The organism is Kibdelosporangium aridum (assembly GCF_900176515.1).
Lineage (GTDB): Bacteria > Actinomycetota > Actinomycetes > Mycobacteriales > Pseudonocardiaceae > Kibdelosporangium > Kibdelosporangium aridum.
In genome coordinates this window covers 16400-38694 of sequence record NZ_FWXV01000006.1, presented here as the reverse complement: position 1 = coordinate 38694, position 22295 = coordinate 16400, and the positions used below count along the sequence as shown (strand labels likewise).

General features: G+C 67.2%; 22 protein-coding genes and 1 tRNA gene. 7 read left to right on the top strand and 16 right to left on the bottom strand.

The window, feature by feature from the left end; all coding sequences use genetic code 11:
- Positions 1–190 precede the first annotated feature (190 nt).
- From B9C43_RS56920 to B9C43_RS30765, 4 genes are read right to left on the bottom strand one after another with little or no spacing between them, the layout of a single operon-like run.
- On the bottom strand, positions 191–658 hold the full coding sequence (locus B9C43_RS56920) for a Cg1360 family ATP-synthase-associated protein (protein WP_084430439.1): 468 nt from the start codon (positions 656–658) through the stop codon (positions 191–193).
- Positions 655–1812, bottom strand: coding sequence for a glycosyltransferase family 4 protein (locus B9C43_RS30775; RefSeq protein ID WP_084430768.1), 1158 nt, complete (start codon positions 1810–1812; stop codon positions 655–657). The genes B9C43_RS56920 and B9C43_RS30775 overlap by 4 nt, the downstream gene beginning before the upstream one ends.
- The gene (locus B9C43_RS30770; protein ID WP_327223582.1) at positions 1809–3065 is read right to left on the bottom strand and encodes a serine hydroxymethyltransferase; all 1257 of its coding nucleotides are present in this window, start codon (positions 3063–3065) and stop codon (positions 1809–1811) included. The genes B9C43_RS30775 and B9C43_RS30770 overlap by 4 nt, the downstream gene beginning before the upstream one ends.
- Positions 3066–3085: 20 nt before the next feature.
- The gene (locus B9C43_RS30765; RefSeq protein ID WP_033381750.1) at positions 3086–3736 is read right to left on the bottom strand and encodes an L-threonylcarbamoyladenylate synthase; all 651 of its coding nucleotides are present in this window, start codon (positions 3734–3736) and stop codon (positions 3086–3088) included.
- 55 nt (positions 3737–3791) lie between these two features.
- Between B9C43_RS30765 and B9C43_RS30760 the strand changes: the two genes are divergently transcribed.
- Together B9C43_RS30760 and B9C43_RS30755 are read left to right on the top strand one after the other, a co-directional pair.
- Entirely contained in the window at positions 3792–4535 is a 744-nt protein-coding gene (locus B9C43_RS30760; RefSeq protein WP_084430437.1) for a DUF7919 family protein, read from the top strand.
- 179 nt (positions 4536–4714) lie between these two features.
- A complete protein-coding gene (locus B9C43_RS30755; RefSeq protein ID WP_084430767.1) occupies positions 4715–5599 on the top strand; it encodes an META domain-containing protein in 885 nt (294 codons plus the stop codon).
- Positions 5600–5626: 27 nt separating this feature from the next.
- On the opposite strand, the gene B9C43_RS30750 is transcribed toward B9C43_RS30755, so the two are convergent.
- From B9C43_RS30750 to rpmE, 4 genes are all read right to left on the bottom strand, one after another.
- Entirely contained in the window at positions 5627–6232 is a 606-nt protein-coding gene (locus tag B9C43_RS30750; RefSeq protein WP_200825769.1) for a methyltransferase family protein, read from the bottom strand.
- The gene (gene prmC / locus B9C43_RS30745; RefSeq protein ID WP_084430436.1) at positions 6229–7092 is read right to left on the bottom strand and encodes a peptide chain release factor N(5)-glutamine methyltransferase; all 864 of its coding nucleotides are present in this window, start codon (positions 7090–7092) and stop codon (positions 6229–6231) included. The genes B9C43_RS30750 and prmC overlap by 4 nt, the downstream gene beginning before the upstream one ends.
- Positions 7093–7114: 22 nt before the next feature.
- Complete coding sequence (prfA, locus tag B9C43_RS30740) at positions 7115–8170, bottom strand: peptide chain release factor 1 (RefSeq protein WP_235038944.1); 1056 nt, start codon at positions 8168–8170, stop codon at positions 7115–7117.
- Between the two features lie 163 nt (positions 8171–8333).
- A complete protein-coding gene (rpmE, locus tag B9C43_RS30735; protein WP_033381747.1) occupies positions 8334–8546 on the bottom strand; it encodes a 50S ribosomal protein L31 in 213 nt (70 codons plus the stop codon).
- Positions 8547–8788: 242 nt separating this feature from the next.
- On the opposite strand from rpmE, the gene B9C43_RS30730 reads away from it, so the two are divergent.
- Complete coding sequence (locus B9C43_RS30730; protein ID WP_143446716.1) at positions 8789–9169, top strand: hypothetical protein; 381 nt, start codon at positions 8789–8791, stop codon at positions 9167–9169.
- 33 nt (positions 9170–9202) lie between these two features.
- Here the strand turns inward: B9C43_RS30730 and rho are convergent, their stop codons facing one another.
- The 6 genes from rho to B9C43_RS30700 all read right to left on the bottom strand — a co-directional run bounded on the left by rho (position 9203) and on the right by B9C43_RS30700 (position 16973).
- Complete coding sequence (gene rho, locus B9C43_RS30725) at positions 9203–11158, bottom strand: transcription termination factor Rho (protein WP_084430434.1); 1956 nt, start codon at positions 11156–11158, stop codon at positions 9203–9205.
- Between the two features lie 355 nt (positions 11159–11513).
- The gene (gene thrB / locus B9C43_RS30720; RefSeq protein ID WP_084430764.1) at positions 11514–12386 is read right to left on the bottom strand and encodes a homoserine kinase; all 873 of its coding nucleotides are present in this window, start codon (positions 12384–12386) and stop codon (positions 11514–11516) included.
- Between the two features lie 26 nt (positions 12387–12412).
- Positions 12413–13486 carry a threonine synthase gene (gene thrC / locus B9C43_RS30715; RefSeq protein ID WP_200825768.1) on the bottom strand — a complete coding sequence of 358 codons (1074 nt, stop codon included), beginning with the start codon at positions 13484–13486 and terminating at the stop codon, positions 12413–12415.
- Positions 13483–14760, bottom strand: coding sequence for a homoserine dehydrogenase (locus B9C43_RS30710; RefSeq protein WP_033381743.1), 1278 nt, complete (start codon positions 14758–14760; stop codon positions 13483–13485). Before B9C43_RS30710 ends, thrC begins: the two co-directional genes overlap by 4 nt.
- A complete protein-coding gene (gene lysA, locus B9C43_RS30705; RefSeq protein ID WP_084430433.1) occupies positions 14757–16196 on the bottom strand; it encodes a diaminopimelate decarboxylase in 1440 nt (479 codons plus the stop codon). Before lysA ends, B9C43_RS30710 begins: the two co-directional genes overlap by 4 nt.
- Before the next feature lie 3 nt (positions 16197–16199).
- Positions 16200–16973 carry a DALR anticodon-binding domain-containing protein gene (locus tag B9C43_RS30700; RefSeq protein WP_084430432.1) on the bottom strand — a complete coding sequence of 258 codons (774 nt, stop codon included), beginning with the start codon at positions 16971–16973 and terminating at the stop codon, positions 16200–16202.
- Between the two features lie 79 nt (positions 16974–17052).
- On the opposite strand from B9C43_RS30700, the gene B9C43_RS30695 reads away from it, so the two are divergent.
- The 3 genes from B9C43_RS30695 to B9C43_RS30685 all read left to right on the top strand — a co-directional run bounded on the left by B9C43_RS30695 (position 17053) and on the right by B9C43_RS30685 (position 19359).
- Entirely contained in the window at positions 17053–17694 is a 642-nt protein-coding gene (locus tag B9C43_RS30695) for a DUF3105 domain-containing protein (RefSeq protein ID WP_235038943.1), read from the top strand.
- Between the two features lie 73 nt (positions 17695–17767).
- A complete protein-coding gene (locus tag B9C43_RS30690) occupies positions 17768–18625 on the top strand; it encodes a DUF3105 domain-containing protein (RefSeq protein ID WP_084430430.1) in 858 nt (285 codons plus the stop codon).
- Entirely contained in the window at positions 18622–19359 is a 738-nt protein-coding gene (locus tag B9C43_RS30685) for a DUF305 domain-containing protein (RefSeq protein ID WP_143446715.1), read from the top strand. The genes B9C43_RS30690 and B9C43_RS30685 overlap by 4 nt, the downstream gene beginning before the upstream one ends.
- Here the strand turns inward: B9C43_RS30685 and B9C43_RS30680 are convergent.
- Together B9C43_RS30680 and B9C43_RS30675 are read right to left on the bottom strand one after the other, a co-directional pair.
- Positions 19356–20504 (bottom strand): ROK family transcriptional regulator, encoded by a 1149-nt coding sequence (locus B9C43_RS30680; protein WP_051895104.1) that lies wholly within the window; start codon positions 20502–20504, stop codon positions 19356–19358. The two genes, B9C43_RS30685 and B9C43_RS30680, sit on opposite strands and share 4 nt — an antisense overlap.
- A 96-nt stretch (positions 20505–20600) precedes the next feature.
- The gene (locus B9C43_RS30675; RefSeq protein ID WP_033381728.1) at positions 20601–21518 is read right to left on the bottom strand and encodes a cation diffusion facilitator family transporter; all 918 of its coding nucleotides are present in this window, start codon (positions 21516–21518) and stop codon (positions 20601–20603) included.
- 116 nt (positions 21519–21634) lie between these two features.
- On the opposite strand from B9C43_RS30675, the gene B9C43_RS30670 reads away from it, so the two are divergent.
- A tRNA-Arg gene (locus B9C43_RS30670) sits at positions 21635–21706 on the top strand.
- The last annotated feature ends 589 nt before the right edge of the window (positions 21707–22295 follow it).

The following is a 22295-nucleotide window of genomic DNA, read 5'->3' as shown; positions in this document are numbered from 1 at the left end:
GGGGGCTCCTTCCGGTTCTCCCGGCCGGCCGTGTGTCACACCACCGGGGGAATCGTCACGATCAGGACGTAACGTACCTGACGTACTGCAAGCACTCGAAAGCGGGGCTGCCCGGCGCACTACCGGGCGTCACTGCCCCTTCGGGCGAACACTATCAACCGGCTGAGACCCAACCGGACGGGCGTACTACTTAGCCCTCTTTGCTCGCCGGGATGATTGTAGGGACCTTGGTTCGCTGGAAGGCGAACACCTCGGCCGTAGCGGTCACCACGATGGTCGCGAGCAGGGTGAACGCCAGCGAGTTGCGGTGCAGCGCCTCGATCCCGCCGAGCAGCGTCATGGCGACCAGCAAGATCAGCATCTTGACGATGAACCCACCGAGCACGGCCAGCAGCAGCATGTGCGGCTTGATCCCGGCGGTCTGCCGCATCAGGACAAGCGTGGCCAGTGACGACAGGATGCCGACCGCGCCGCCGACCAGTGCACCGAAGACACCGTTCCACCCGACCAGCACCCCGGCCAGCACGACAGCGATCGCCACCGTGCCGACCGTCCACCAGATGGCGCCGCGGAACATAGCCACGGCCAGCGTCTGCACGATCTCCCGGTGGGATTCGGGCTGCTTGGGGACCTCGAAGCTCTCGCTGTTCTCACTCATCGCGACCTGAGTCTAGGTATCGCCGAAACGAGCAACGCGACCAGTAGGCCGATCGCCATCCCCCAGACCACGACGAGCCCGTCGAACAGGCTCAGTGAGACCGCGCCGAACGCCAGCACGGCGGCCCACAAGTAGATCAGCAGAACGGCCCGGCGCTGCGAGTGGCCGATCTCCAGCAGCCGGTGGTGCAGGTGCATCTTGTCGGCGTGGAACGGGCTGAGCCCGCGCCTGGTCCGGCGGACCACCGCCATCAGCAGGTCCAGCAGCGGCACGAACAGCACCGCGGCCACGACGATCAGCGGGGACAGCACCGCGATCGTGTTCGACGGGCCCTGCTCGGCGGGCAGTCGCTTGCCCGCAGCGGACGTGCTGGCCGCGGCCAGCGTGAGGCCGATCAGCATCGACCCGGAGTCGCCCATGAACAGGCGGGCGGGCTGGAAGTTGTGCGGCAGGAAACCGAGGCACGCGCCCGCCAACGTGATCGACAGCAGAGCTGGCGCGTAGTTGACCACGTCATTGCCGGTCTGTGACAGCAAGTGGAACGAGAACGTACAAGTTGCCAACGATGCGATCACGCCGATGCCCGCGGCCAGGCCGTCGAGGCCGTCGATGAAGTTCATCGCGTTGATCAGCACCAGCGCGAGCAGGACCGTGAGCAGTCCGCCCTGGTTCATGTCCAGCACGACCAGCGACCCGCTCGGGCCGGTGTCGTTGCCGCCCCACGGCACCCAGACCAGCACCCACTGGATGCCGAACAGCACGATGATGCCCGCGGACATGGTCTGCCCGGCGAACTTCGTCAGCGCGTCGAGTTCGAAGCGGTCGTCGAGCATGCCGATCAGCATGATCACGCCGCCGCCGATGAGCACCCCGATCGGATCGAGGGAATAGTCGAATGCCCTGCGCAGCAAAGGAAGCTGGTGTGCCAGCAGCATGCCGCCGCAGATGCCGAGGTACATCGCCAGCCCGCCGAGCCGCGGGATCGGCTGGGTGTGCACGTCACGCGTGCGCGGCACGGCGACCGCGCCGATCTTGAACGCCAGCAGCCTGACCGGGCCGGTCAGCAGGAACGTCAAGGTCAGGCTGATCAGGCCGACCAGCAGGTATTCGCGGATCGGCAGGCCCTGGACGATGGCGGGACTCGGCACGGTCAGCTCCGTGGGTATGCCGGCCGGTCGGCGACCAGGCGCTCGACATCCGTGGCGATGGACTGCAGTTCGGTGTCGTCGTCGGCGCGCACCGCGCGACCGATCAGCCGAGCGATCTCGGCCATGTCGGACTCGACCATCCCTTGCGTTGTGACGCAAGACGTGCCGACGCGGATGCCGGACGCGACCATGGGCGGGCTGGGGTCAAAGGGAATCGCCTTCTTGTTCACCATGATCCTGGCTTGGGCACAGCGTTGTTCGGCTTGCGCGCCAGTGACCTTCTGCTGCAGGTCCAGCAGGGCGAGGTGGGTGTCCGTACCGCCGGAGACCGGCCGCATCCCTTCTGCCTCAAGGCCTTTGGTCAAGGCAGCCGCGTTCGTGACGACCTGCGTGGCGTATGCCTGGTACGCAGGCGTCGAAGCCTCTTTGAGCGCGACCGCCTTGGCCGCGACCACATGCATCAGCGGGCCGCCCTGAATCGCCGGGGACACAGCCTTGTCAATCGCTTCGGCGTGTTCCCCTTTGCAGAGGATCATGCCGCCGCGCGGGCCGCGAAGGACTTTGTGCGTGCTGAATGTGACGACATCCGCGTACGGCACCGGGGACGGAATCACCTTGCCGGCGACCAGACCGATGAAATGCGCCGCGTCGACCACGAGCACCGCGTCGACCTCGTCGGCGATCTCCCGGAACGCGACGAAATCGATGAGCCTAGGGTACGCGGTCGCCCCCGCGATGATCATCTTGGGGCGGTGCGTCAGCGCCAGATCCCTGACCTGGTCGTAGTCGATGAGCTCAGTGTCCTTGCGCACGCCGTAGGAAACCGGCTGGAACCACTGGCCGGAGAAATTCGCCTTCGAGCCGTGGGTCAGATGCCCGCCGTGCGGAAGGGACATAGCCAGAACGACGTCGCCCGGTTCACAGAATGCGGTGTACACAGCCAGATTCGCGGTGGCACCGGAATACGGCTGCAGGTTGGCGTGCTCGGCGCCGAAAAGAGCTTTCGCCCGATCGATACCGAGTTGCTCGGCCCGGTCGACCTGTTCGCAGCCGCCGTAATAGCGGTGGCCCGGATATCCCTCGGCGTACTTGTTGGTCAACGCGGACCCCGTGGCAGCGAGCACAGCCGGGCTCGCCAGGTTCTCGCTGGCGATCAGCTGCAGGCCGGCACGCAGCCGGTCGACTTCGCGCAGGAGGACGTCGGCGATGTCCGGATCGGCCGCGGCCAGAACCTCGAAGTCCGGACCCCAGAAGGTCACCGAGTGCTCCTTTTCCAAGCTCAGGCCGGGCTGGAGACCTCGACGCCAAGCGCCTCTTCGACGGCTTGGCGGCTGACCGCGCCTTCCCGCAGCAGGACGGGAGAGTCGCCGGTGAGGTCCACGATGGAGGACGGCACCGGATCGCCGGACGGCCCCCCGTCCAGGTATACCGCGACCGACTCGCCAAGCTGGTCGCGGGCCTCCTCGGCCGTGGACGCAGGCGGATGCCCTGACCTGTTCGCGCTGGACACAGCCATCGGCCCGACCTCACGGAGAAGCTCGATGGCGACGGGGTGAAGCGGCATCCGGAGCATGACGGTGCCCCGCGTGTTGCCCAGGTCCCACGCCAGGCTCGGTGCGTGCGGCAGAACAATCGACAGGTCGCCGGGCCAGAACGCCTCGACAAGCTTGCGCGCCTGGTCGGGCACCGAAAGGACGAGGCCGTCGATGGCCGTCCAACTTCCGACGAGCACGCCGACCGGCATGTCCGGGCCACGGTTCTTGGCCTCGAGCAGCGCCCGCACAGCGCCGCCGTCGAAGGCGTCGCAGCCGATGCCGTAGACGGTGTCGGTAGGAATCACGACAAGACGCCCAGACCGCACCGCCCCAGCGGCGGCCGCGAGCCCATCCTGCCGGTCCTCAGCCAATGAACAGTCGTACAGCGTGCTCACGCCCGTGACTCTAGCCCTCGCGCTCAGGGCGGCCACTCGCCGGTCAAGATGCGCTGTGGCCGTTTACGACGACTTGTCCCCGTACACGTACTGGACCGCCGAGGAAGGGATCGAGGTTGCCGACCTCAACGTCGGCTGGCTCGGTGCGGGCGAGTTCCCGACCGGCCCGGTGGATCCGGCGTTCCTCGCCGGGCTGAACGTGCTCGCCGAACTGCCGGTGAACGCGACCCGCGGGACGCACGACTGCCCGTTCTGCGCGCAGGCATGGGGCAACGCGGAGATCCATGTCCTCGGCCCCGACCGGACGATTTACGGGGCGCCGAGCCTGATCACCCATTACGTCGACGCACACGGTTACCTGCCGCCTCAGCCCTTCGTCGACGCGGTGCTCATCCGGGTTCGCGCGTTCTGGGACACGATCGAGCGATTCGATCCGCCAGCGGCTCAGGAGGCGCAGTTCCGGATGTCGCTGCGGTGGTTCATGGGAAAGGCGTTGACGTGGTCGTTGTGGGACGCGGCCGAGGTCATCAACGGCGGCCCGGTGTCCAAGGAAACCTTCCGCGATTTCCGGCATTGGCTCGTGTGGCAAGGCAGTTCGACGTTCACCGCGGCCGTGTGCCGGCCGGACACGTTGGCGGCGATTTCTCAGATCCGCAACGGCCTGCCTTTGATGGATCCTATTTGCTCGATCACCCCGCTCGCGCCGGCCGAACCCGAGTTCTACCGAGTCAAAGGGATCGCGCGGACTCAGCGCTTCCCGAACCTCACCGCACTACGGGAAGCCCCAGAAGGTTCCTGAGCCTCCACTTCGAACAGGCTGACCAGCCCGTTGACTCGGAAGAATTGCGCGGTGAGGTTTGGCGGTTATTTAACAGCGGGCCCGTGAATTGTGAAGAAACAGTTCTCGCATGCGGTAACAGTTCCATGATCAACTTCGACCTCACGCGCGCAATTTCCTACTGGGACCAAGGGGGGTCCATGCGGAATCTTGTGTCATGGAAACGTGCTGTCGCCACATTGGTCAGTTTGGTGGCTGGCATTTTCCTCTTAGCGGTGATACCGGCCAATGCGCAGCCGGTCACCCAAGGCAGTTTCGCGGCCAGCGGCGACCCAGGTGACTGGGTCACTGGTGGTGGCTCGTACTCCTACACAACGGATGCGGGCGACGTGATGAACGTGTCGGGCAACGGGAACCACGTTGCCGTCAGCGTGGACGGGAAGAACGGCGACTACTGGACCCTGGATCTGGCTGCGGTCCAAGGCAAGCCGCTGGTTGCCGGCGTCTACGACGGCGCACTGCGTTACCCGTTCCAAGGTGCGGCCGCACCCGGTCTCGACTTCAGCGGGAACCACCGTGGCTGCAACGAACTGAGCGGGACGTTCACCATTCAGGACATCGCGTTCGGTCCGAACGGGTACGTCCACAAACTCCACGCGAGCTTCGTGCAGCACTGTGAGCACGGGGCACCCGCCGCGCGTGGCGAGGTGCACATCGACAACGCGCCGCCACCGGCCGAGCTCGATCTGGGGCTGGACATCTCTGTCGAGGGCGAGGCCAATTCCATCAACGGCAAGGCGCACGTCAAGGGCACCGTCAGCTGCACGGTGGCTGCCAAGGTCACCATCAACGGCCGGGTCACGCAGATCAAGAACCAGGTCCTGATCCGCGGTGACTACTCCACCCAGGTCGACTGCAAGCCAGGCGGCCCGGTGCCGTGGACGGCTGCGGCAGATCCGACTGGAACAACTCCGTTCCAGGCCGGCAAGGCCGAGGTTCTGTCGAGGGCATCGGCCGTCGACCCGACCTACGGCAACCCGGTGACTGAAGAGAAGACGACCGTCGTAACCCTGCGGAAGGTCTGACACGTTGTTCCCCGTGAGTGCGCGCACTCACGGGGAACGCAGTCGTCCGATTCCGGGGAAGAACCGCCCGATCCGCCGCGCGTAACCGAGGTAGTCCGCGCCGTGCGTGCTGATCAAGTACGGCTCTTCCACCTTGCGCACCAACACGGACACCGTGGCGTACAACAACAGCAGACCGCCAAAGGACAGGATGTTGGGCACTGCCAAAGCCAGGCCGAGGCCAGTGAGCAGCATCGAGGCGAAGATGGGATTACGCACCACCCGGAACGGCCCTGCCGTGACCAAGTCCGTGCGTTCAGCGACATCCACGCCGATACGCCACGACGGCCCCATGGACAACTGGGCGTAAACCGTGGCAGCAACACCGACCGCGGCGATGACCGCGCCGAGGATGCGCAGCGGCAGCTGATCGAGCAGTTCGATCCGGGGCAGGACGCCGAGCAGGTCCAGAACAGGGTTGGCCAGTCCGACCAGGCCGGTCACCCCGAAAGCCGCTTCACCCGCCCACTGCAGACGTCCGGAGATCCGCATGCCCGAGTCCTGCCCGCCAGTCCGGCGCCGGGTGACCGCGATCGGCACGCCGAAGGCAAGGATCAGCCAGAGCAGGTAGATCCCGAGGGCTAAGCCGGTCACCTGGCACCACGTTGGGCGGTGGCGAACCGGGGACGGCCGGCGAGGTCCTTGTGATCCTCTACTTCGGACAGCACGCGCCGGGCGGCGAGCAGTTCGGGGACCGAGGATCCTTGGGTGTCATCGTGTTCGATGCCGACCCAGCCGCCAGGCTTCAGCAGCCGGGCGGTGCAGGAGATCACATGCCTGATGATGTCGAGGCCGTCCGGGCCGCCGAAGACCGCGATGTCCGGGTCGTGCTCGGCGACCTCAGGTGGTACGGCAGTGGAGTCGGGAACGTAAGGCGGGTTGCACAGCACCAGATCGACCGTGCCTTCCAAGGACGCCAACAACTTCGGGTCGGTGACGTCACCGGAGTGCAAGCGGACCGGGGTGTCGCCGGCCTCGCGCCGGATGTCGGCGTTGCGGCGGGCCCACGACAGGGCCACGCGGTCAAGTTCGACGGCATGCACCACAGCGTCCGGTCGCGCATGAGCGAACGCCAGAGCCAAAGCGCCCGATCCGGTGCACAGGTCGACCACGACCGGCGCCTCGGCAGCGACGGAAAGTCCCCACTCCAGCAGCAGATCCGTCTCGGGGCGCGGGACGAAAACACCGGGCCCCACCACCAGCGGGATGGAGCCGAGCCAGGCCGATCCGGTGATGTGCTGCAGCGGTTCGCGGGATGCCCTGCGGCGCACCAGTTTGCCGATTTCGTCCACAACGGACACGTCGACCAACGGCACCAGCGGCAGCCGTCCCCGCTCCACACCGAGCACATGGGACGCGAGCAGTTCCGCATCGGCCCGTGGACTGTCCACACCGGCCTCAGCCAGAATCCGCTCGGCTTCGATGATGGCCAGTCGCAACGGGGTTCGCGTCATAGCTCAGGTTAGCCCAGAGCAATCAACCCTGAGCCGATGCCAGCCGGTCGGCGCGGTCGGCGTCGGCCAGCGCGTCGAGCACGCCGTCCAGTTCGCCTTCCAGTACCTGGTCGAGGTTGTAGGACTTGTAGTTCACCCGGTGGTCGGAGATCCGGTTCTCCGGGAAGTTGTACGTCCGCACCCGCTCGGACCGGTCGACGGTCCGGACCTGGCTGCGCCGGGAGTCCGAAGCCTTCTTGGCCGCTTCCTCGTCGGCCAGCGCCTGCAGCCGCACCTTCAGCACGTGCATCGCCTGCGCGCGGTTCTGCAGCTGGGAACGTTCGTTCTGGCAGGACACCACGATCCCGGTCGGCAGGTGGGTGATCCGGACCGCCGAGTCGGTCGTGTTGACGCTCTGGCCGCCGTGCCCGGACGACCGGAAAACGTCGACGCGCAGGTCCTTCTCGTCGATCTCCACCTCGACGTCCTCGACCTCGGGGTAGACGAGCACACCCGCGGCGGACGTGTGGATCCGGCCCTGCGACTCGGTCACCGGCACGCGCTGCACGCGGTGCACGCCGCCTTCGAACTTCATCCGGGCCCAGACACCCTCGGCGTCGGTGCCCTTGGATTTCACCGAAAGGGTGACGTCCTTGTAGCCGCCGAGATCCGATTCGGTCGCGTTCAGCACGTCGATCTTCCAGCCGCGCTTCTCGGCGTAGCGCGTGTACATCCGGAACAGGTCGCCCGCGAACAGCGCGGACTCCTCGCCACCTTCGCCGGACTTGATCTCGACGAGCACATCGGAGCCGTCGTGCGGGTCACGCGGCAGCAACAGCTCGGACAGGCGCTCTTCCAGCTCGGGGATGCGCTTGGTCAGCGCTTCGGCCTCGGCGGCGAACGCCTCGTCCTCGGTCGCCAGCTCCTGCGCGGCGGCCAGGTCCTCGCGCGCGCTGTCAAGCTCGCGCAGGGTCTTCACGATCGGGGTGAGCTCGGCGTACCTGCGGCCGAGTTTCCGGGCACGCGCCTGGTCGGCGTGCACTGCCGGGTCGGCCAGTTCACGTTCCAGCTCGGCGTATTCCTTGAGCAACTCGTCCACGGTGTCCTCTTCGAGCAGAACGGGCTGGTTTGGACAAACGCGCCCACGCTGGGTCTGAAGGAGCACGCACCGTGGGGGGCGTGGGGGGCTCGGCCCCCCAACATAATTGAGGGCGACGAGGTCCGCGCTTTCCGCGGACACACGTCGCCCATCGCCCGAACAGCTACTTCTTGCGCTTGCCGTAACGGGCTTCGAAGCGCGCGACCCGGCCACCGGTGTCCAGGATCTTCTGCTTGCCCGTGTAGAACGGGTGGCAGTTGGAGCAGACCTCGACGTGGATGGACCCGGAAGTCTTGGTGCTGCGGGTGGAAAAGGTGTTGCCGCAGCCGCAGGTCACCTCAGTGGTGACGTACTCGGGGTGGATACCGCTCTTCACTGATCTCGCCTCTCGTTGTGGCCGCCGGGTCCCCACACGCACTCGGGGTGAACCGGAGCCGGACTCGACCTACTAGTGTGCCAGACGCTCTGACCAGCTCGTACAACACCTCCGTACGGAGGTTTGTTCCGGCGCTGGCCACTTACCCGCTCGTCGTGGCTGGGGTGCCGCCCAACGCAGAACCCTGGGGCTTGGTCGACCCCTGGGTTATGACCAGGCAGAACGCCCGACAAACTAATCGCGTGCAATGCGCCGTACGACGCCCGCTTCCGCTGCTCTCATGGGTGGCGTTGCCGGTGCTGTTCACGGCCGTTGTGCTCGGCCTCACATCAGTGGGCCAGCTGTTGCTCAGCTCGCCCGGTGACACCGTGCTGACCAGCGCGCACATGGGCACGGCCGCCGGGGTCACCGCGATGGTCGGCTACTCGATCGACCGACCGCGCGGGTGGCGTTGGCTGAATTGGCTGTACGCGTTTGTAGTTTTCGTCGCCGGAATCGTGCTGCACGGGATGATCGTCCCGGCAATTCTGGCCATCGGCCTCGGCATCCCGAGTGCGGTAGTGCTGCTCAGGATCACCTGGCTGCACCGCTCCATGGGCAAACACACGCCGATCCCTTCGTGAGTGACCTGGCAGGTCACTCACGAAGGGGATGACTCAGTCGTTGTCCGCACCCGGGGTGGTCTTGGCCACCTGCATCAGGAACTCGATGTTGGTGCGGGTCTTGCGCAGCCGGTCGAGCAGCAGCTCGATCGCCGCCTGCGGCTCCAGGGCGTGCAGGACACGACGCAGCTTGTGCGTGACGGCCAGCTCGTCCGGCGAGAGCAGCAGGTCTTCCTTACGGGTGGAGGACTGGTCGACGTCCACCGCGGGGAAGGTGCGCTTGTCGGCGATCTTGCGGTCCAGCTTGAGCTCGGCGTTGCCGGTGCCCTTGAACTCCTCGAAGATCACGCTGTCACCGGCGGAGCCGGTCTCGACCAGCGCGGTCGCGAAGATGGTCAGCGAGCCGCCGTTCTCGATGTTGCGAGCGGCACCCAGGAAACGCTTCGGCGGGTACAGCGCGGTCGAGTCGACACCACCGGACAGGATCCGGCCGGACGCCGGGGCCGCCAGGTTGTACGCACGACCCAGACGGGTGACGGAGTCGAGCAGCACGACCACGTCGGTGCCCATCTCGACGAGCCGCTTGGCCCGCTCGATCGCCAGCTCTGCCAGCATGGTGTGGTCCGCCGGCGGGCGGTCGAACGTGGCGGCGATGACCTCGCCGTCGACGTTGCGCTGCATGTCGGTGACTTCCTCAGGACGCTCGTCCACCAGGACGACCATGAGGTAGCACTCGGGGTTGTTCTTGGCGATCGCGTTGGCGATCTGCTGCAGAACAGTCGTCTTACCGGCTTTCGGCGGGGAGACGATCAGCGCACGCTGGCCCTTGCCGACCGGCATGACCAGGTCGATGACCCGGGTCGAGAGGATGTGCGGCTCGGTCTCGAGGCGCAGTCGCTCGTTCGGGTACAGCGGCGTCAGCTTGGTGAACTCCGGGCGGGCCTTGGCCTGCTCGGGGTCCATGCCGTTGACAGTCTCGACCCGCACGAGCGGGTTGAACTTCTGCCGCTGCTGCTCGCCCTCACGCGGCTGGCGGACCAGACCGGTGATCGCGTCACCACGGCGCAGGCCGTGCCGGCGCACGAGCGACAGCGAGACGTACACGTCGTTCGGGCCCGCGAGGTAGCCGGAGGTACGCACGAACGCGTAGTTCTCCAGCACGTCCAGCACACCCGCGACGGGCAGCAGGACGTCGTCCTCACGCACCTCGGTGTCGGCGCCACCGCCACCGGTGCCGCCCTCGCCACGGCCACGACGGCGACGGTCACGGAACCGACGGCCGCGACGGCCGCCCCTCTCGTCGTCGTCCTCGTCGTCCTGCGCGTTGCTCTGGTCCTGGTTCTGGCGGCCCTGGCCACGGTCGTTGTTGCGGTCACCACGGTCGTTACGGTTCCCGCGCTCGCCGCGCTCACCACGCTCGCCGCGCTCACCGCGGTCGTTGTTGCGCTCGCGCCGGTCGCGGCCCTGCCGCTCCCCCTGCTGACGCTCCTGGCGCTCTTCCCGGCCAGCCTGCGGCTCGGGCTTCGACTCGGCCGCTGGCTCCGTCTTCGGCTCGGCCTTGACCTCGGCCGTCTTCGCCTCGGCGTCCGGGCTGCCGGTCGGGCGGCCTGCGCGGCGGCGACGGGTGCGAGTCGGTGCCTGCTCCTCGTCGGCCGCGGGCTTCTCGGCCTTCGCGGGCTTCTCGGCCGCGGGGGTCTTGTCGATCGCCGGCTTCGGGCTCTTGGCAGACCTGGGCTGCTTGACAGCAGGCAAGTTGTCGAGCGGCAATGTGTCCGCGGTGCCCCCAGTGGACCCGCCCTGGCGCTCCTTGATGGCATTGATCAGGTCGCCCTTGCGCATCCCGGTGGTACCGGTGATGCCAAGCGTTCCGGCCAACTCGCGCAGCTCCGCCAGCACCATGCCGGACAGCCCTGCACGGCGGCGCGGGGCACCGCCGTTGGAGCCGGCGACCTGGGACTTGTCAGAAGTGCCCGCAGCCGTGTCGCTGCTCAACAGATCGGTGTTGCTCACTAATGTCCTTCCTGACCGGTCCCCGCCTCCTACGTGGACCAGCGGACCGCCGCCCGACGGAACGCGGAACGGCTTGTCTCTCCTGCTTCGGCTAACCCTGTTCACGCTCTCGGCCACGAATTTGGCCAAGCGCGAGATGGATTCGCCAATACGGAGCATCGGTCACCAGGCTGTCGGGAAACCCTCGAACATCGACTCCAGTGAGGTGGGGTCGACATCCTTAAGGCAGATGCGACCCAGGAAGAATTCCCTGGGAACGACACCGGGCGCCCGTGCGCGCGGTGACTGAACGCCCCCGAGGGTAGATGGTGATGCAAGGACGTGCAACAACCACCCCCCGGCGCGTCGAGTGTGCTCAGACCGCCCTGACCTGCACTCCTTGCCTGTCCACCGGCAATTCGCGCGCGTCGAACCCGGCCAGGTCCACTCCATCGGGCAATTTGCCGTCCTGAGTGAGCACCATCACGGTCGGGCCCGCACCGGAGATCGTCGCGGCCAGCCCGTGCTCGCGCAGGATCTTGACCATGCGCAAACTCGCAGGCCAGGCAGCTTCTCGATAGTCCTGGTGCAGGCGGTCGGCGGTCGCTGGCAGTAGCAGGTCCGGCCTGGCCGTGATGGCCTGGACGGCCAGCGCGGCACGGCCCGCGGCGAACGCCGCGTCCGGGTGCGGGACACGATCCGGCAACAGTTGCCTGGTCACCGAGGTCTTCGAGGATTCACCCGGAATGAGCAATATCGGCCTGATCCCTGAATGCGGTTCGAGCCGCATCGCACGGTACCGATCACCCTCTGTCCACGCCAGAACGAGACCGCCAAGGAGGCTGGCGGCCGCGTTGTCGGCGTGTCCTTCGAACTCCGCAGCAACCTGCAACGCGCGATCGTCCACGTCTATTCCCGCGAGGCCGTACGCGGCCGCGACACCGGCGACGATGGCCGCCGCGGACGACCCGAGCCCACGGGAATGCGGAATAGCGTTGCGGCAGCGCAATTCCAGACCGGTTGGCCGGAACCCGATCACCTCACCGGCCGCCCGCAGCGCACGCACGACGAGGTGGGACTCGTCCCGGTCGACTTCGTCCGCGCCTTCACCCTCGACGGTGATTTCCAAACCCTGTGGCCGAACACGGGCCTCGATCACGTCGTAAAGCCCCAGTGCCAGGCCCAGTGCGTCAAAACCTGACCCGAGATTGGCGCTGGAAGCCGGAACAGTGACCTCAACAGCACCGATGCTCGATCCTGCAAGCAGATCTTCGGTCACGCCAGCTCCAAAGCGGCAGCGACGGCACCAGCGTCGACGGGAACCGGCTCGACCTCATGCATCGCAAGCAAAGCGGTGTCCGGGTCCTTGAGGCCGTGCCCGGTGACCGTGCACACCACGACCGATCCAGTTGGCAACCGGCCGTCGTTCGCGACAGCCAGCAATCCGGCAACGCTCGCGGCCGACGCGGGTTCGACGAACACCCCCTCACGCCCGGCGAGCAGCCGGTACGCCTCAAGGATCCGCTCGTCGGTGACCGCGTCGATCAGGCCGTCCGACTCGTCGCGCGCGGCGATCGCGCCGGTCCACGAGGCCGGGCTGCCGATCCGGATCGCGGTCGCGATGGTCTCCGGGTTGCTCACCGGCTCGCCGTGCACCAGCGGCGCTGCTCCTGCCGCCTGGAAGCCGAACATCCTTGGCGCGGCAGGGACTACCCCATCATCGGCGTACTCGCGGTAGCCGCGCCAGTACGCGGTGATGTTGCCGGCGTTGCCAACCGGCAGGCAATGCACGTCCGGCGCGCGGCCCAGCACGTCGCAGATCTCGAACGCGGCGGACTTCTGCCCTTCGAGCCGGACCGGGTTGACCGAGTTGACCAGCGCGACGGGGTGGTCGGCCGCGGTCTTGCACGCCAATTCGAGGCAGTCGTCGAAGTTGCCGTCAACCTGAAGAATTTTCGCACCATGCACGACGGCCTGCGCCAGCTTGCCGAGCGCGATCTTGCCGCGCGGCACGAGAACCGCGCAGGTCAGTCCGGCGCGCGCGGCGTACGCGGCGGCCGAGGCGGAGGTGTTGCCGGTGGACGCGCAGATCACCGCCTGGCTGCCTTCGGCGAGCGCGTACGTCATGGCCACGGTCATCCCGCGGTCCTTGAACGACCCGGTCGGGTTGGCGCCCTCGACCTTCAGGTACACCTTGCTGCCGGTCAGTTCCGACAGGTGCGGCGCCTCGACCAGCGGCGTCCCGCCTTCGCCGAGGGTGACCACCTTGGCACCGTCCGGCACGCTGATCCGGTCCGGATAGGCGTTGACGATGCCCGGCCAGGCAGGCGAGATCACCGATGTAGTCATGAATCCTCGCCCTCGACCCGCATCACGCTGACCACCTCGCGCACCGCGGGCAGCCCGGCAACTTTGTCCACTGTGGACTTCAGGGCGGCGTCCGGCGCCGCGTGGGTGACGATCACCAGGCTGGCGTCGTCGGTCCGGCCTTCCTGCCGGACGGCCGCGATGCTCACGTCGTGCTCGGCGAACACCGCCGCGACGCTCGCCAGCACACCGGCCTTGTCGGCGACGTCGAGACTGAGGTGGTAACGCGTCTCGACCTGCCCGACCGGCCGTACTTCCAGTGCGGCGTAAGCGGATTCACGCGGTCCGCGGCCGCCGTGCACCCGGTTGCGGGCAACCGCGACGAGGTCGCCGAGCACCGCGCTGGCAGTCGGCGCGCCACCGGCGCCCTGGCCGTAGAACATCAGCTGACCGGCCGCCTCGGCTTCCACGAAGACCGCGTTGAACGCGCCGTTGACGCTGGCCAGCGGGTGGCTGCGGGGAATCATCGCCGGGTGCACCCGTACTGCGACGGAGTCGTCGACGCGCTCGCAGATGGCCAGGAGCTTGATCGTCCGGCCGAGCGTGCGCGCGGCGGCGACGTCGGCGGACGTGACCGCCGAAATGCCCTCGCGGTAGACATCGCCCGCGGTGACCCTGCTGTGGAACGCGATCGAGGCCAGGATGGCGGCCTTCGACGCGGCGTCGTAACCGTCCACATCGGCCGTCGGGTCGGCCTCGGCGTACCCGAGCCTGCTGGCTTCCTCAAGGGTCTCGCCGTAGTTGGCGCCCGTCTCGTCCATCGCCGAGAGGATGTAGTTGGTGGTGCCGTTGACGATCCCCATCACGCGGGTGATCCGGTCACCGGCCAGCGATTCGCGCAGCGGCCGCAGCAACGGGATCGCACCGGCGACGGCCGCCTCGAAGTACAGGTCCGCGCCCGACTCGTCGGCCGCGGCGAACAGCTCGCCCGCGCTCTCGGCCAGCAGTGCCTTGTTCGCCGACACCACGGATTTGCCGCGGCGCAGGGCATCCAGCAGCAACGTGCGGACCGGCTCGATCCCGCCGATCACCTCGACCACGACGTCCGCATCGGACGCCACCAGCCCGGCGGCGTCCGCCGTGAGCAAGTGCTTGGGTACGTCGCGGTGCCTGTCCGGCCTGCGGACCGCGATCCCGGCCAGCTCGACCGGTGCGCCGACCCGCGCGGCCAGGTCGTCGGCCTGCTCGTCCAGCAGCCGGACCACCTGGGTGCCCACCGTTCCGCACCCGAGCAGCGCGACCTTGATCGGTTTCAAGACTGGACCTCCAGTGCGAACAGGTCGTCCTCGGTCTCCCGGCGCAGCAACAGCCGCGCCTGGCCATCCTTGACCGCGACCACGGCGGGCCTCGGCAGCCTGTTGTAACCGCTCGACATCGCGTAGCAGTACGCACCCGTCGCCGCCACCGCGACAAGGTCACCCGGGGCGACGGTGTCCGGCAGCCAGCAGTCCCGGACGATCACATCGCCTGCCTCGCAATGCTTTCCGACGATCCGGCTGAGCGTGGCCTGCGTGTCGTCCGAGCCTTCGTCGCTACGACGTGACACCAGTCGCGCGTCGTACACCGCGTCGTAGAGCGCGGTCCGGATGTTGTCGCTCATGCCGCCGTCGACGCTGACGTAGCGCCGCGCGGAACCCGCACCGAGCGTGATGTCTTTGATGGTCCCGACTTCGTAGACCGTGACGGTCCCTGGGCCGACGATCGCCCGGCCAGGCTCGACCGCGATCTTCGGCATCTCAAGGCCTTCGTATTCGCACTCCTTGGACACGATGGTCCGCAGCTGTTCGGCGAGCCAGCCGGGCGGAGGCGGATCGTCCTGCGGCGTATAGGCGATCCCGAGCCCGCCACCGAGGTCCACAGTGGTCAGATCGGCGATCGTCTCGGCGCCGTGCTCGTCCCGCAACTCGGCCAGCAGCTTGATCACGCGGTGCGCGGCGACTTCGAAGCCGTCCACGTCGAAGATCTGCGAGCCGATGTGGCTGTGCAGGCCGACAAGCCTGAGGCCACCGGACTTCAGCGTGCGCCGGACAGCCTCCTGCGCGTCGCCGGACGCCAGCGAGAACCCGAACTTCTGGTCCTCGTGCGCGGTCGCGATGAACTCGTGCGTGTGCGCCTCGACGCCGACGGTCACCCGGATCAGCACCGGCTGGACGGTGTCACGCTCGCGCGCGATCTGGTCGAGCCTGGCGATCTCGTAGAACGAGTCGAGCACGACCGCGCCGATGCCCGCCTCGACCGCCGCGGTCAGCTCGGCGACCGATTTGTTGTTGCCGTGCAACGCGATCCGCTCGGCAGGGAAGCCTGCCCTGAGCGCGATCGCGAGCTCGCCGCCGCTGCACACGTCCAGGCTCAGGCCCTCTTGCGCCACCCATTTGGCGATCTCGACCGACAGGAACGCCTTGGACGCGTAATGCACCAGCGCCGGGTCGCCGAAGGCCTGCGCGTGGTCACGGCAGCGCGAGCGGAAGTCGTCCTCGTCCATCACGAACAGCGGCGTGCCGTACGTCTCGGCCAGTTCACGGACGTCGACACCGGCCAGTCGGACCGCGCCGTCCTGCGCACGTGCGGCGTTGCGCGGCCACACCTGCTCAGGCAGCTCGTCGATCTCGGCGACCGTCGTGGGCCGCGGCCCTGCGGTGTTCGCGGGCAGCAGGACGTCCGCGTGCCGTGGTCCAGCGGGGTGGGCTCTCACTTCTCACATCCGTTCAGGGGCCGAGACACCGAGCGTCTCAAGGCCGTTCGCCAAGACTTGCCGCACCGCGCACGACAGCCGCAGCCGCGCGAGGTGCACAGCGGCGACTTCTTCGTCGCCCTTCGGCAGGATCCTGCACTCCGGGGTGTCGTACCACCTGTGCAGCGCGTCTGCCAGCCGTTCCAGGTACCGCGCGACCCGGTCGGCCGCGATCTCGTCGAACTCGCCGAGGACCCGGATCACGGTGTCCTCGCGCTCGTGCGTCATCAACCCTAGATCGGCACCCGCCGGATCCATGCCGAATTTCACCGAGTTCTCCACCACTCGGCAGATCCGCGCGTGCGCGTACTGCACGGTGAAGACCGGATTGTCCCAGATCCGGCGCTTGCGCAGGTCAGGGTCGACTTCTTGCCACGCTCCCGGCACGTGTGGCCGGGCCGCGTACCCCCGGCCCGCCGCCTCGATGTCGGCGACGACACCGGCGCGTGCAGCTTTCGTCAGGTGCAGGTTGACGAAACCCGGTCCGGCTGCCTCGGCGGAGTCGATTTCGTCACCTTCGGTCAACGCACCGGCCAGCCAGCGGGCAAGCTGTGGTGCCGGAACCCCGACCCGGTCGCCGAGCTGCAGCGGGAGCGTGGTCGCGAAGTCACCGTGCGCCGGGTTTCGCGGCCGCCGCAAAATGACCGTTTCGGGCAGCACGGTACTGTCGAGACCTCGGTCAGCGAGGACCTCGACGGCAGCGGCCCGTACCTTCTCGGCCAGCGCGGCGGGGTTCACTCCGCGAAGTCTAGGTAGAGCGCCCCGACCTGGACGAACCGGCTCTTTGAACACCACTGGACGAAAGGCGTCGCTACCCGTGCGTATCCGCCCCTTGCTCGCCGCCGGACTCGTCGCCACGGCCACTGCCTGTTCCAGTGGCACCGACCAGGCAACGCCGCCCGCGACGACGCCGAGCGCCGCGCCGCAGCCGGAGGACGTGTCGCTGAAGATCCCGGGCATCGAGGTCAAGAAGTACCGCGACCCGGGGCACGTCGAGATACCCACTCGGGTGGCCTACGACCAGAGCCCGCCCTTCGGCGGGTATCACGACGCCAGCTGGGCAGCGTGTAATGGCGTGGTCTACACCAAAGCTGTCCGCAACGAGAACATGGTGCACTCGCTCGAACACGGCGCGGTCTGGATCGCCTACAACCCGGAGACGCTGGCGGGCGCGGGAGTCGAGGCACTGGCGAAGAAGGTCACAGGTGTGCCGTACATGGTGATGTCGCCGTACCCCGGCCTGGACAAGCCGATCTCGCTGCAGTCGTGGGAGCACCGGCTGAAGCTGGACGATCCGGCCGATCCACGCGTTGACGCGTTCATCGTCGCGCTCAAGCAGAACGAGTACACCCACCCCGAACCGGGCGCGACCTGCGACAACCCGGAGTTCGACCAGGATGACCCGCCGCCGTTCGACCCGAGCCCGGCGCCTGCGGGTTCCGTGCCGGTCGGCAGTTGACACCCAGCAGACACCCTTTCCCTAAACTGTCCCACGGTGGTCGGTAAGTAACGAAACGAGGTCCGAGATCGGCATGGCCAGCGGCACGAAGAACAGAGGTGGCGGCTCCAAGTCGGCGAAGGGCGCCAAGAGCGCCAAGGCCCTGCGCTCCGCGGCGGTCAAGAAGCCGAAGCCGTGGGGCACCGTGGCGATCGTTTTCGGTCTCGTCGTCCTCGCGGTCGTGGTGATCGGCTACTCGGTCATGCGCGTGAACGAGGCCACCGCGTGGAAGCCGTCCGACAGCGACCAGGACCCGTCCGAGAAGATCGCGGGCATCGTGAAGGTCAAGTACGAGGCCGGCCAGCACGTCCAGCCGAACCAGCGCGTGGCCTACGACCACTCGCCGCCGTTCGGCGGACCGCACGACGGCATCTGGGCCGACTGCAACGGCATGGTCTACGCGACGCCGGTGCGCAACGAGAACATGGTCCACATGCTCGAGCACGGCGCGGTCTGGATCGCCTACAACCCGGACACGGTCAAGGGTCCCGACCTGGACGTGCTGCGCAACAAGGTCTCCGGCCAGGACTTCATCGCGATGTCGCCGTACCCCGGCCTGGACAAGCCGGTCTCGCTGCAGTCGTGGGGTCACCAGCTCAAGGTCGACACCGTCAACGACGAGCGGATCGACCAGTTCATCACGTCGCTGAAGCGCAACAACTGGCAGTTCCCCGAGCCGGGTGCGCGCTGTGACACCCAGCCGGGCTTCGACCCGTCGAACCCGCCGCCGCTCGACACCAGCCCGCTGCCCGCGGACGCGGTGAAGATGGACGGCACCGGTTCCTCGCAGGCCCCGATGAACAACGGCCAGGAGCAGCCGCCCGCCCCGTCGGGTTCGCAGGTTCCGCCGTCCGCCCCGGCTTCCGGCTCGCAGCCGCCGCCAAGCCAGTGACCGTCGACGATCGCGTGGACGACGAAGTCGTCGCCGAAGAGGATGAGGGCCCTCGCTCCAACGGGCAGCGGATCCTCATCTTCTCGGCCGCGGCCGTGGCACTGCTGCTTGTCGGCGCCGCGATCGGCATGCTGATCACGCTCGCCAGCACCGACCAGACGGCGCTCAACCCCGGACCTGACTCGGTGGACGTCGGGTTCGCGCAGGACATGACCACGCATCACCTGCAGGCCGTGTCCATGGCCAGCTGGACGCGTGACCACACCGACGACCCGACGATCAAGACGCTCGCGTTCGACATCGAAGGCACCCAGAAGGCCCAGGTCGGCATGATGGCCGGCTATCTGGACATCTGGGGGCAGCCGGAGGCGCGGCCGCCGAACCGGCAGGCGATGAGCTGGATGGCCAGGGACGCGTCCGGGGCGCACCAGCACGGCTCGATGCCCGATCACCCCGGCATGCAGCCAGGACAGCTGATGCCGGGCATGGCCAGCCAGGAAGAGCTGGCGGCGCTGCGCAAGAAGACCGGCAAGGACCTGGACATCTACTTCCTGCAGCTGATGATCCGGCACCACGAGGGCGGCCTGTCGATGGCGCAGTACGGCCAGGACCACGTGGCGCTGCCGCCGTTGCGCAACCTGGCGCGCACGATCGTGGTCTCGCAGTCCGGCGAGACGCAGTACATGAAGAGCCTGCTGGCTGAGCGTGGAGCCCAGCCACTGCCCGGCAGCTAGGAGGTTTTGAGCTCAAGCGCGCGATCGAACACCACTTCGCGCGCTGAGCCAAGGCCCATCGCGATCGCGCCGGAGAGCACGGCGGTCTCCCCCAATTCGCCGGTCACGATCCTCGGCCGCAACGGTGTCGTGCTCCGCAAAGCCTGTTCGAGGGGTTCGGCGAGCAGGTCGGTGTTCGAGCCGATTCCTCCGCCGAGGACCACGATCTCCGGGTCGATCACGGCCGCGACAGCGCCGACGACGAACGCGAGTTGCTCGGCTTCCTCGGTGACCGCTTTGCTGGCCACCTCGTCGCCCTTGCGGGCCAGTTCGAAGACTTCCTTGGCGCTCTTGGCCTCGACGAGACCGTGCTGGTGCGCTTTGCGTACCACCGAATCGCCTGACACTTCGGTCTCCAGCATTCCGCGCTCCGGTGGCGTGCTGCGCGCGGTGCCGTACGGCAGGTAGCTGATCTCGCCCGCGGCCCCGTGCGCACCGCGGAACAGCTGACCGTTCACCACGATGCCCATACCAATGCCTGTGCCCACGGTGATGCAGACGAAAGTTTCGACCCCTCGGGCAGCGCCGGCCGTCAATTCCCCCACAGCGGCAAGGTTTGCGTCGTTCTCCACGACAACGCTGTGGCCCAGCGCGGTTTTCAGGTCCTCGAGCAAGCCTTTCCGGCCCCAGCCGGGGAGGTTTTGCGCGTGCTGCAACGCGCCTGTCTCAGGATCCGGAACACCAGGGCTGCCAACGACTGTGGAGACCACATCGGCATGGCTGATGCTCGCCGCCCCGATGGTTTCCTCGGCGAGGTCCTTGAGCATCTGGACAAGGCTGCGGGCGCTGCGGCAGCGGTTGCGCTCGTCCACTCTGGACACTACGGCGCCGGACAGGTCGGCGACAGCCAGTCGCAGGCGTTCCTTGCCGATGTCGACGCCGAGAACGAACCCGGCTGCGGGGTTTTCCTCGTAGACGACGGCGGAGCGGCCGGGGCCCGCGGACGTCCGGCCGATCTCGCGGACCAATTGGCGCCGCTCGAGATCAAGCAGTGCTTGGCCGACGGTCGGCTTGGAAAGCCCGGTGTCCTTGGCAACCTGCGGGCGGGTGGCGGGGCCTGCTGTGCGCAACCGGGCCAACACGGCGCGTTGGTTCAGCTCACGCATTCCGGCCGGTGTGCCCACTTGCGGCGTTCTGCCCACGTATCACTCCTTTGACAGCCTCAGGCGAGTGTACGTGGTGAAGTTAAGAAATCTTCCTAACTACCAGCTGAGTTCCCGGCATTTGACGGAAGGCTGCTCGACCTGGAGCGTCGCGTGTTCGATGGAGTAATTGTCCGCGAGCAGACCTTGGGCCGCAACAAGGATGTCGGCCTGATCGGCTCCGTCCACCATGGTCAGATGGGCGGAGACGACCTCCATACCGGACGTGAGGGTCCAGACATGCAGGTCATGAACCTCGCAGACACCCGGAAGGCCGAGCAGATCGGCGGTCATCTGCTTGACGTCAACACCTTCGGGGGCATGTTGGAACAGAATCCGCAACGCACTGCGACCAAGGCGATACGCACGGGGAAGAACGAAGAGGCCGATCCCGATACCGATGATCGGGTCGGCGTACCGCCAGCCGAAGAGGATGGTGACAAGACCGGAAACGAGAACCCCGATGGAGCCGATCATGTCGGCCATCACTTCGAGATAAGCGCCCCGGACATTGAGTGACTCCGCAGCCCCGTCCTTGAGCAGAACGAAAGCGACGACGTTCATGACGAGACCGACGGCAGCCACGATGGTGACCGGCCACCCGGGAACCTCCGGAGGCGCACTGAACCGCCCAACCGCCTCGTAGATCACCCACCCCGCGACGGCGAAGAGCAGAACGGCGTTGGTGAGGGCAGCGAGCACCTCACTGCGATAGAGGCCGAACGTGCGCCCCTTTTTACTGGAGGACCGCCTAGCCACAACGATGGCGACGGCAGCGAGAGTCACCCCGAAGACATCGGTGAAGACATGCGCGGAGTCGGCCAGCAAAGCAAGCGAAGAAGTGGCAAGCCCCACACTGAGCTGAAGAACGAACGTGACAAGCCCTAAACCAACGGCGATCCACAACCGCCGCAAATGCCGCCCCCCAGCGGACACCGCCTGCTCAGGCGACATCCCATGCCCATGTCCGTGCCCCATCAAGCCTCCTCACTCACAGGCAACGTATAGCGACATGCGCATAGATGCAACCCGCAATCGGACGCCCCACCGGATACCCGGATGACAGGTACGCTAAGCTCTGCTTGCAAGGCAAAGCCCCCGTAGCTCAGGGGATAGAGCACCGCCCTCCGGAGGCGGGAGCGCAGGTTCGAATCCTGCCGGGGGCACAGTTGACCTACCTGCGGTAACTGCAGGTAGGAACCTCTTTCAGGTGAAGATCCTGTTGCTCAACTGCATGAGCGTGATCTCGTTGCGGCGCTAGGCTTTGTCGGTTCCCGTTATCGAGCCAGCGACCTGCGTTCGGCTGTCGAACCAGACCATTCTCGACGGTTGGTACTGCGGCCGGACCATCTGGTAGCGCGCCGCCCAGCACCCGCCCCAACTGCCCGGCTAAAACCGGCCGGGCGACGCTCGCGCCACCGCGGTGGCAGCACCCGCCCAATGCTCACTGGTGGAGCTCATCGCATCGACCGTGGACTTCCGCTGGCCTCCACCGGCGTGCGGGCCCGACCTGGACCACCAGCACCGCAGGCATCTGGCTACGGCAAGCAGCCGTCTGGGCCCCGGCCACATTCGCTGTCGCCGGTTACACCGGTCTGGTCCGCAAATTCGCTGACGCCGGCCGCAATCAGCCCAGGCAGTTGTCACGACACGATCACCTGCCCGGTGAAGGTTGAGACTCACCCACGTCTACTCAACTGGACGGCGACAGATTTGGCCAGCCGATCTGTTGGACAAGGTCCATTAGTGTTCGCT

What these genes read in the sequence shown, in the direction of transcription:
- B9C43_RS30680 (WP_051895104.1), bottom strand. Translation starts at nt 20,504, where the DNA reads ATGCGTGAGCTGAACCAACGCGCCGTGTTGGCCCGGTTGCGCACAGCA.
- B9C43_RS56920 (WP_084430439.1), bottom strand. Translation starts at nt 658, where the DNA reads ATGAGTGAGAACAGCGAGAGCTTCGAGGTCCCCAAGCAGCCCGAATCC.
- thrC (WP_200825768.1), bottom strand. Translation starts at nt 13,486, where the DNA reads ATGACTACATCGGTGATCTCGCCTGCCTGGCCGGGCATCGTCAACGCC.
- prmC (WP_084430436.1), bottom strand. Translation starts at nt 7,092, where the DNA reads ATGACGCGAACCCCGTTGCGACTGGCCATCATCGAAGCCGAGCGGATT.
- B9C43_RS30690 (WP_084430430.1), top strand. Translation starts at nt 17,768, where the DNA reads ATGGCCAGCGGCACGAAGAACAGAGGTGGCGGCTCCAAGTCGGCGAAG.
- B9C43_RS30755 (WP_084430767.1), top strand. Translation starts at nt 4,715, where the DNA reads ATGCGGAATCTTGTGTCATGGAAACGTGCTGTCGCCACATTGGTCAGT.
- B9C43_RS30675 (WP_033381728.1), bottom strand. Translation starts at nt 21,518, where the DNA reads ATGGGGCACGGACATGGGCATGGGATGTCGCCTGAGCAGGCGGTGTCC.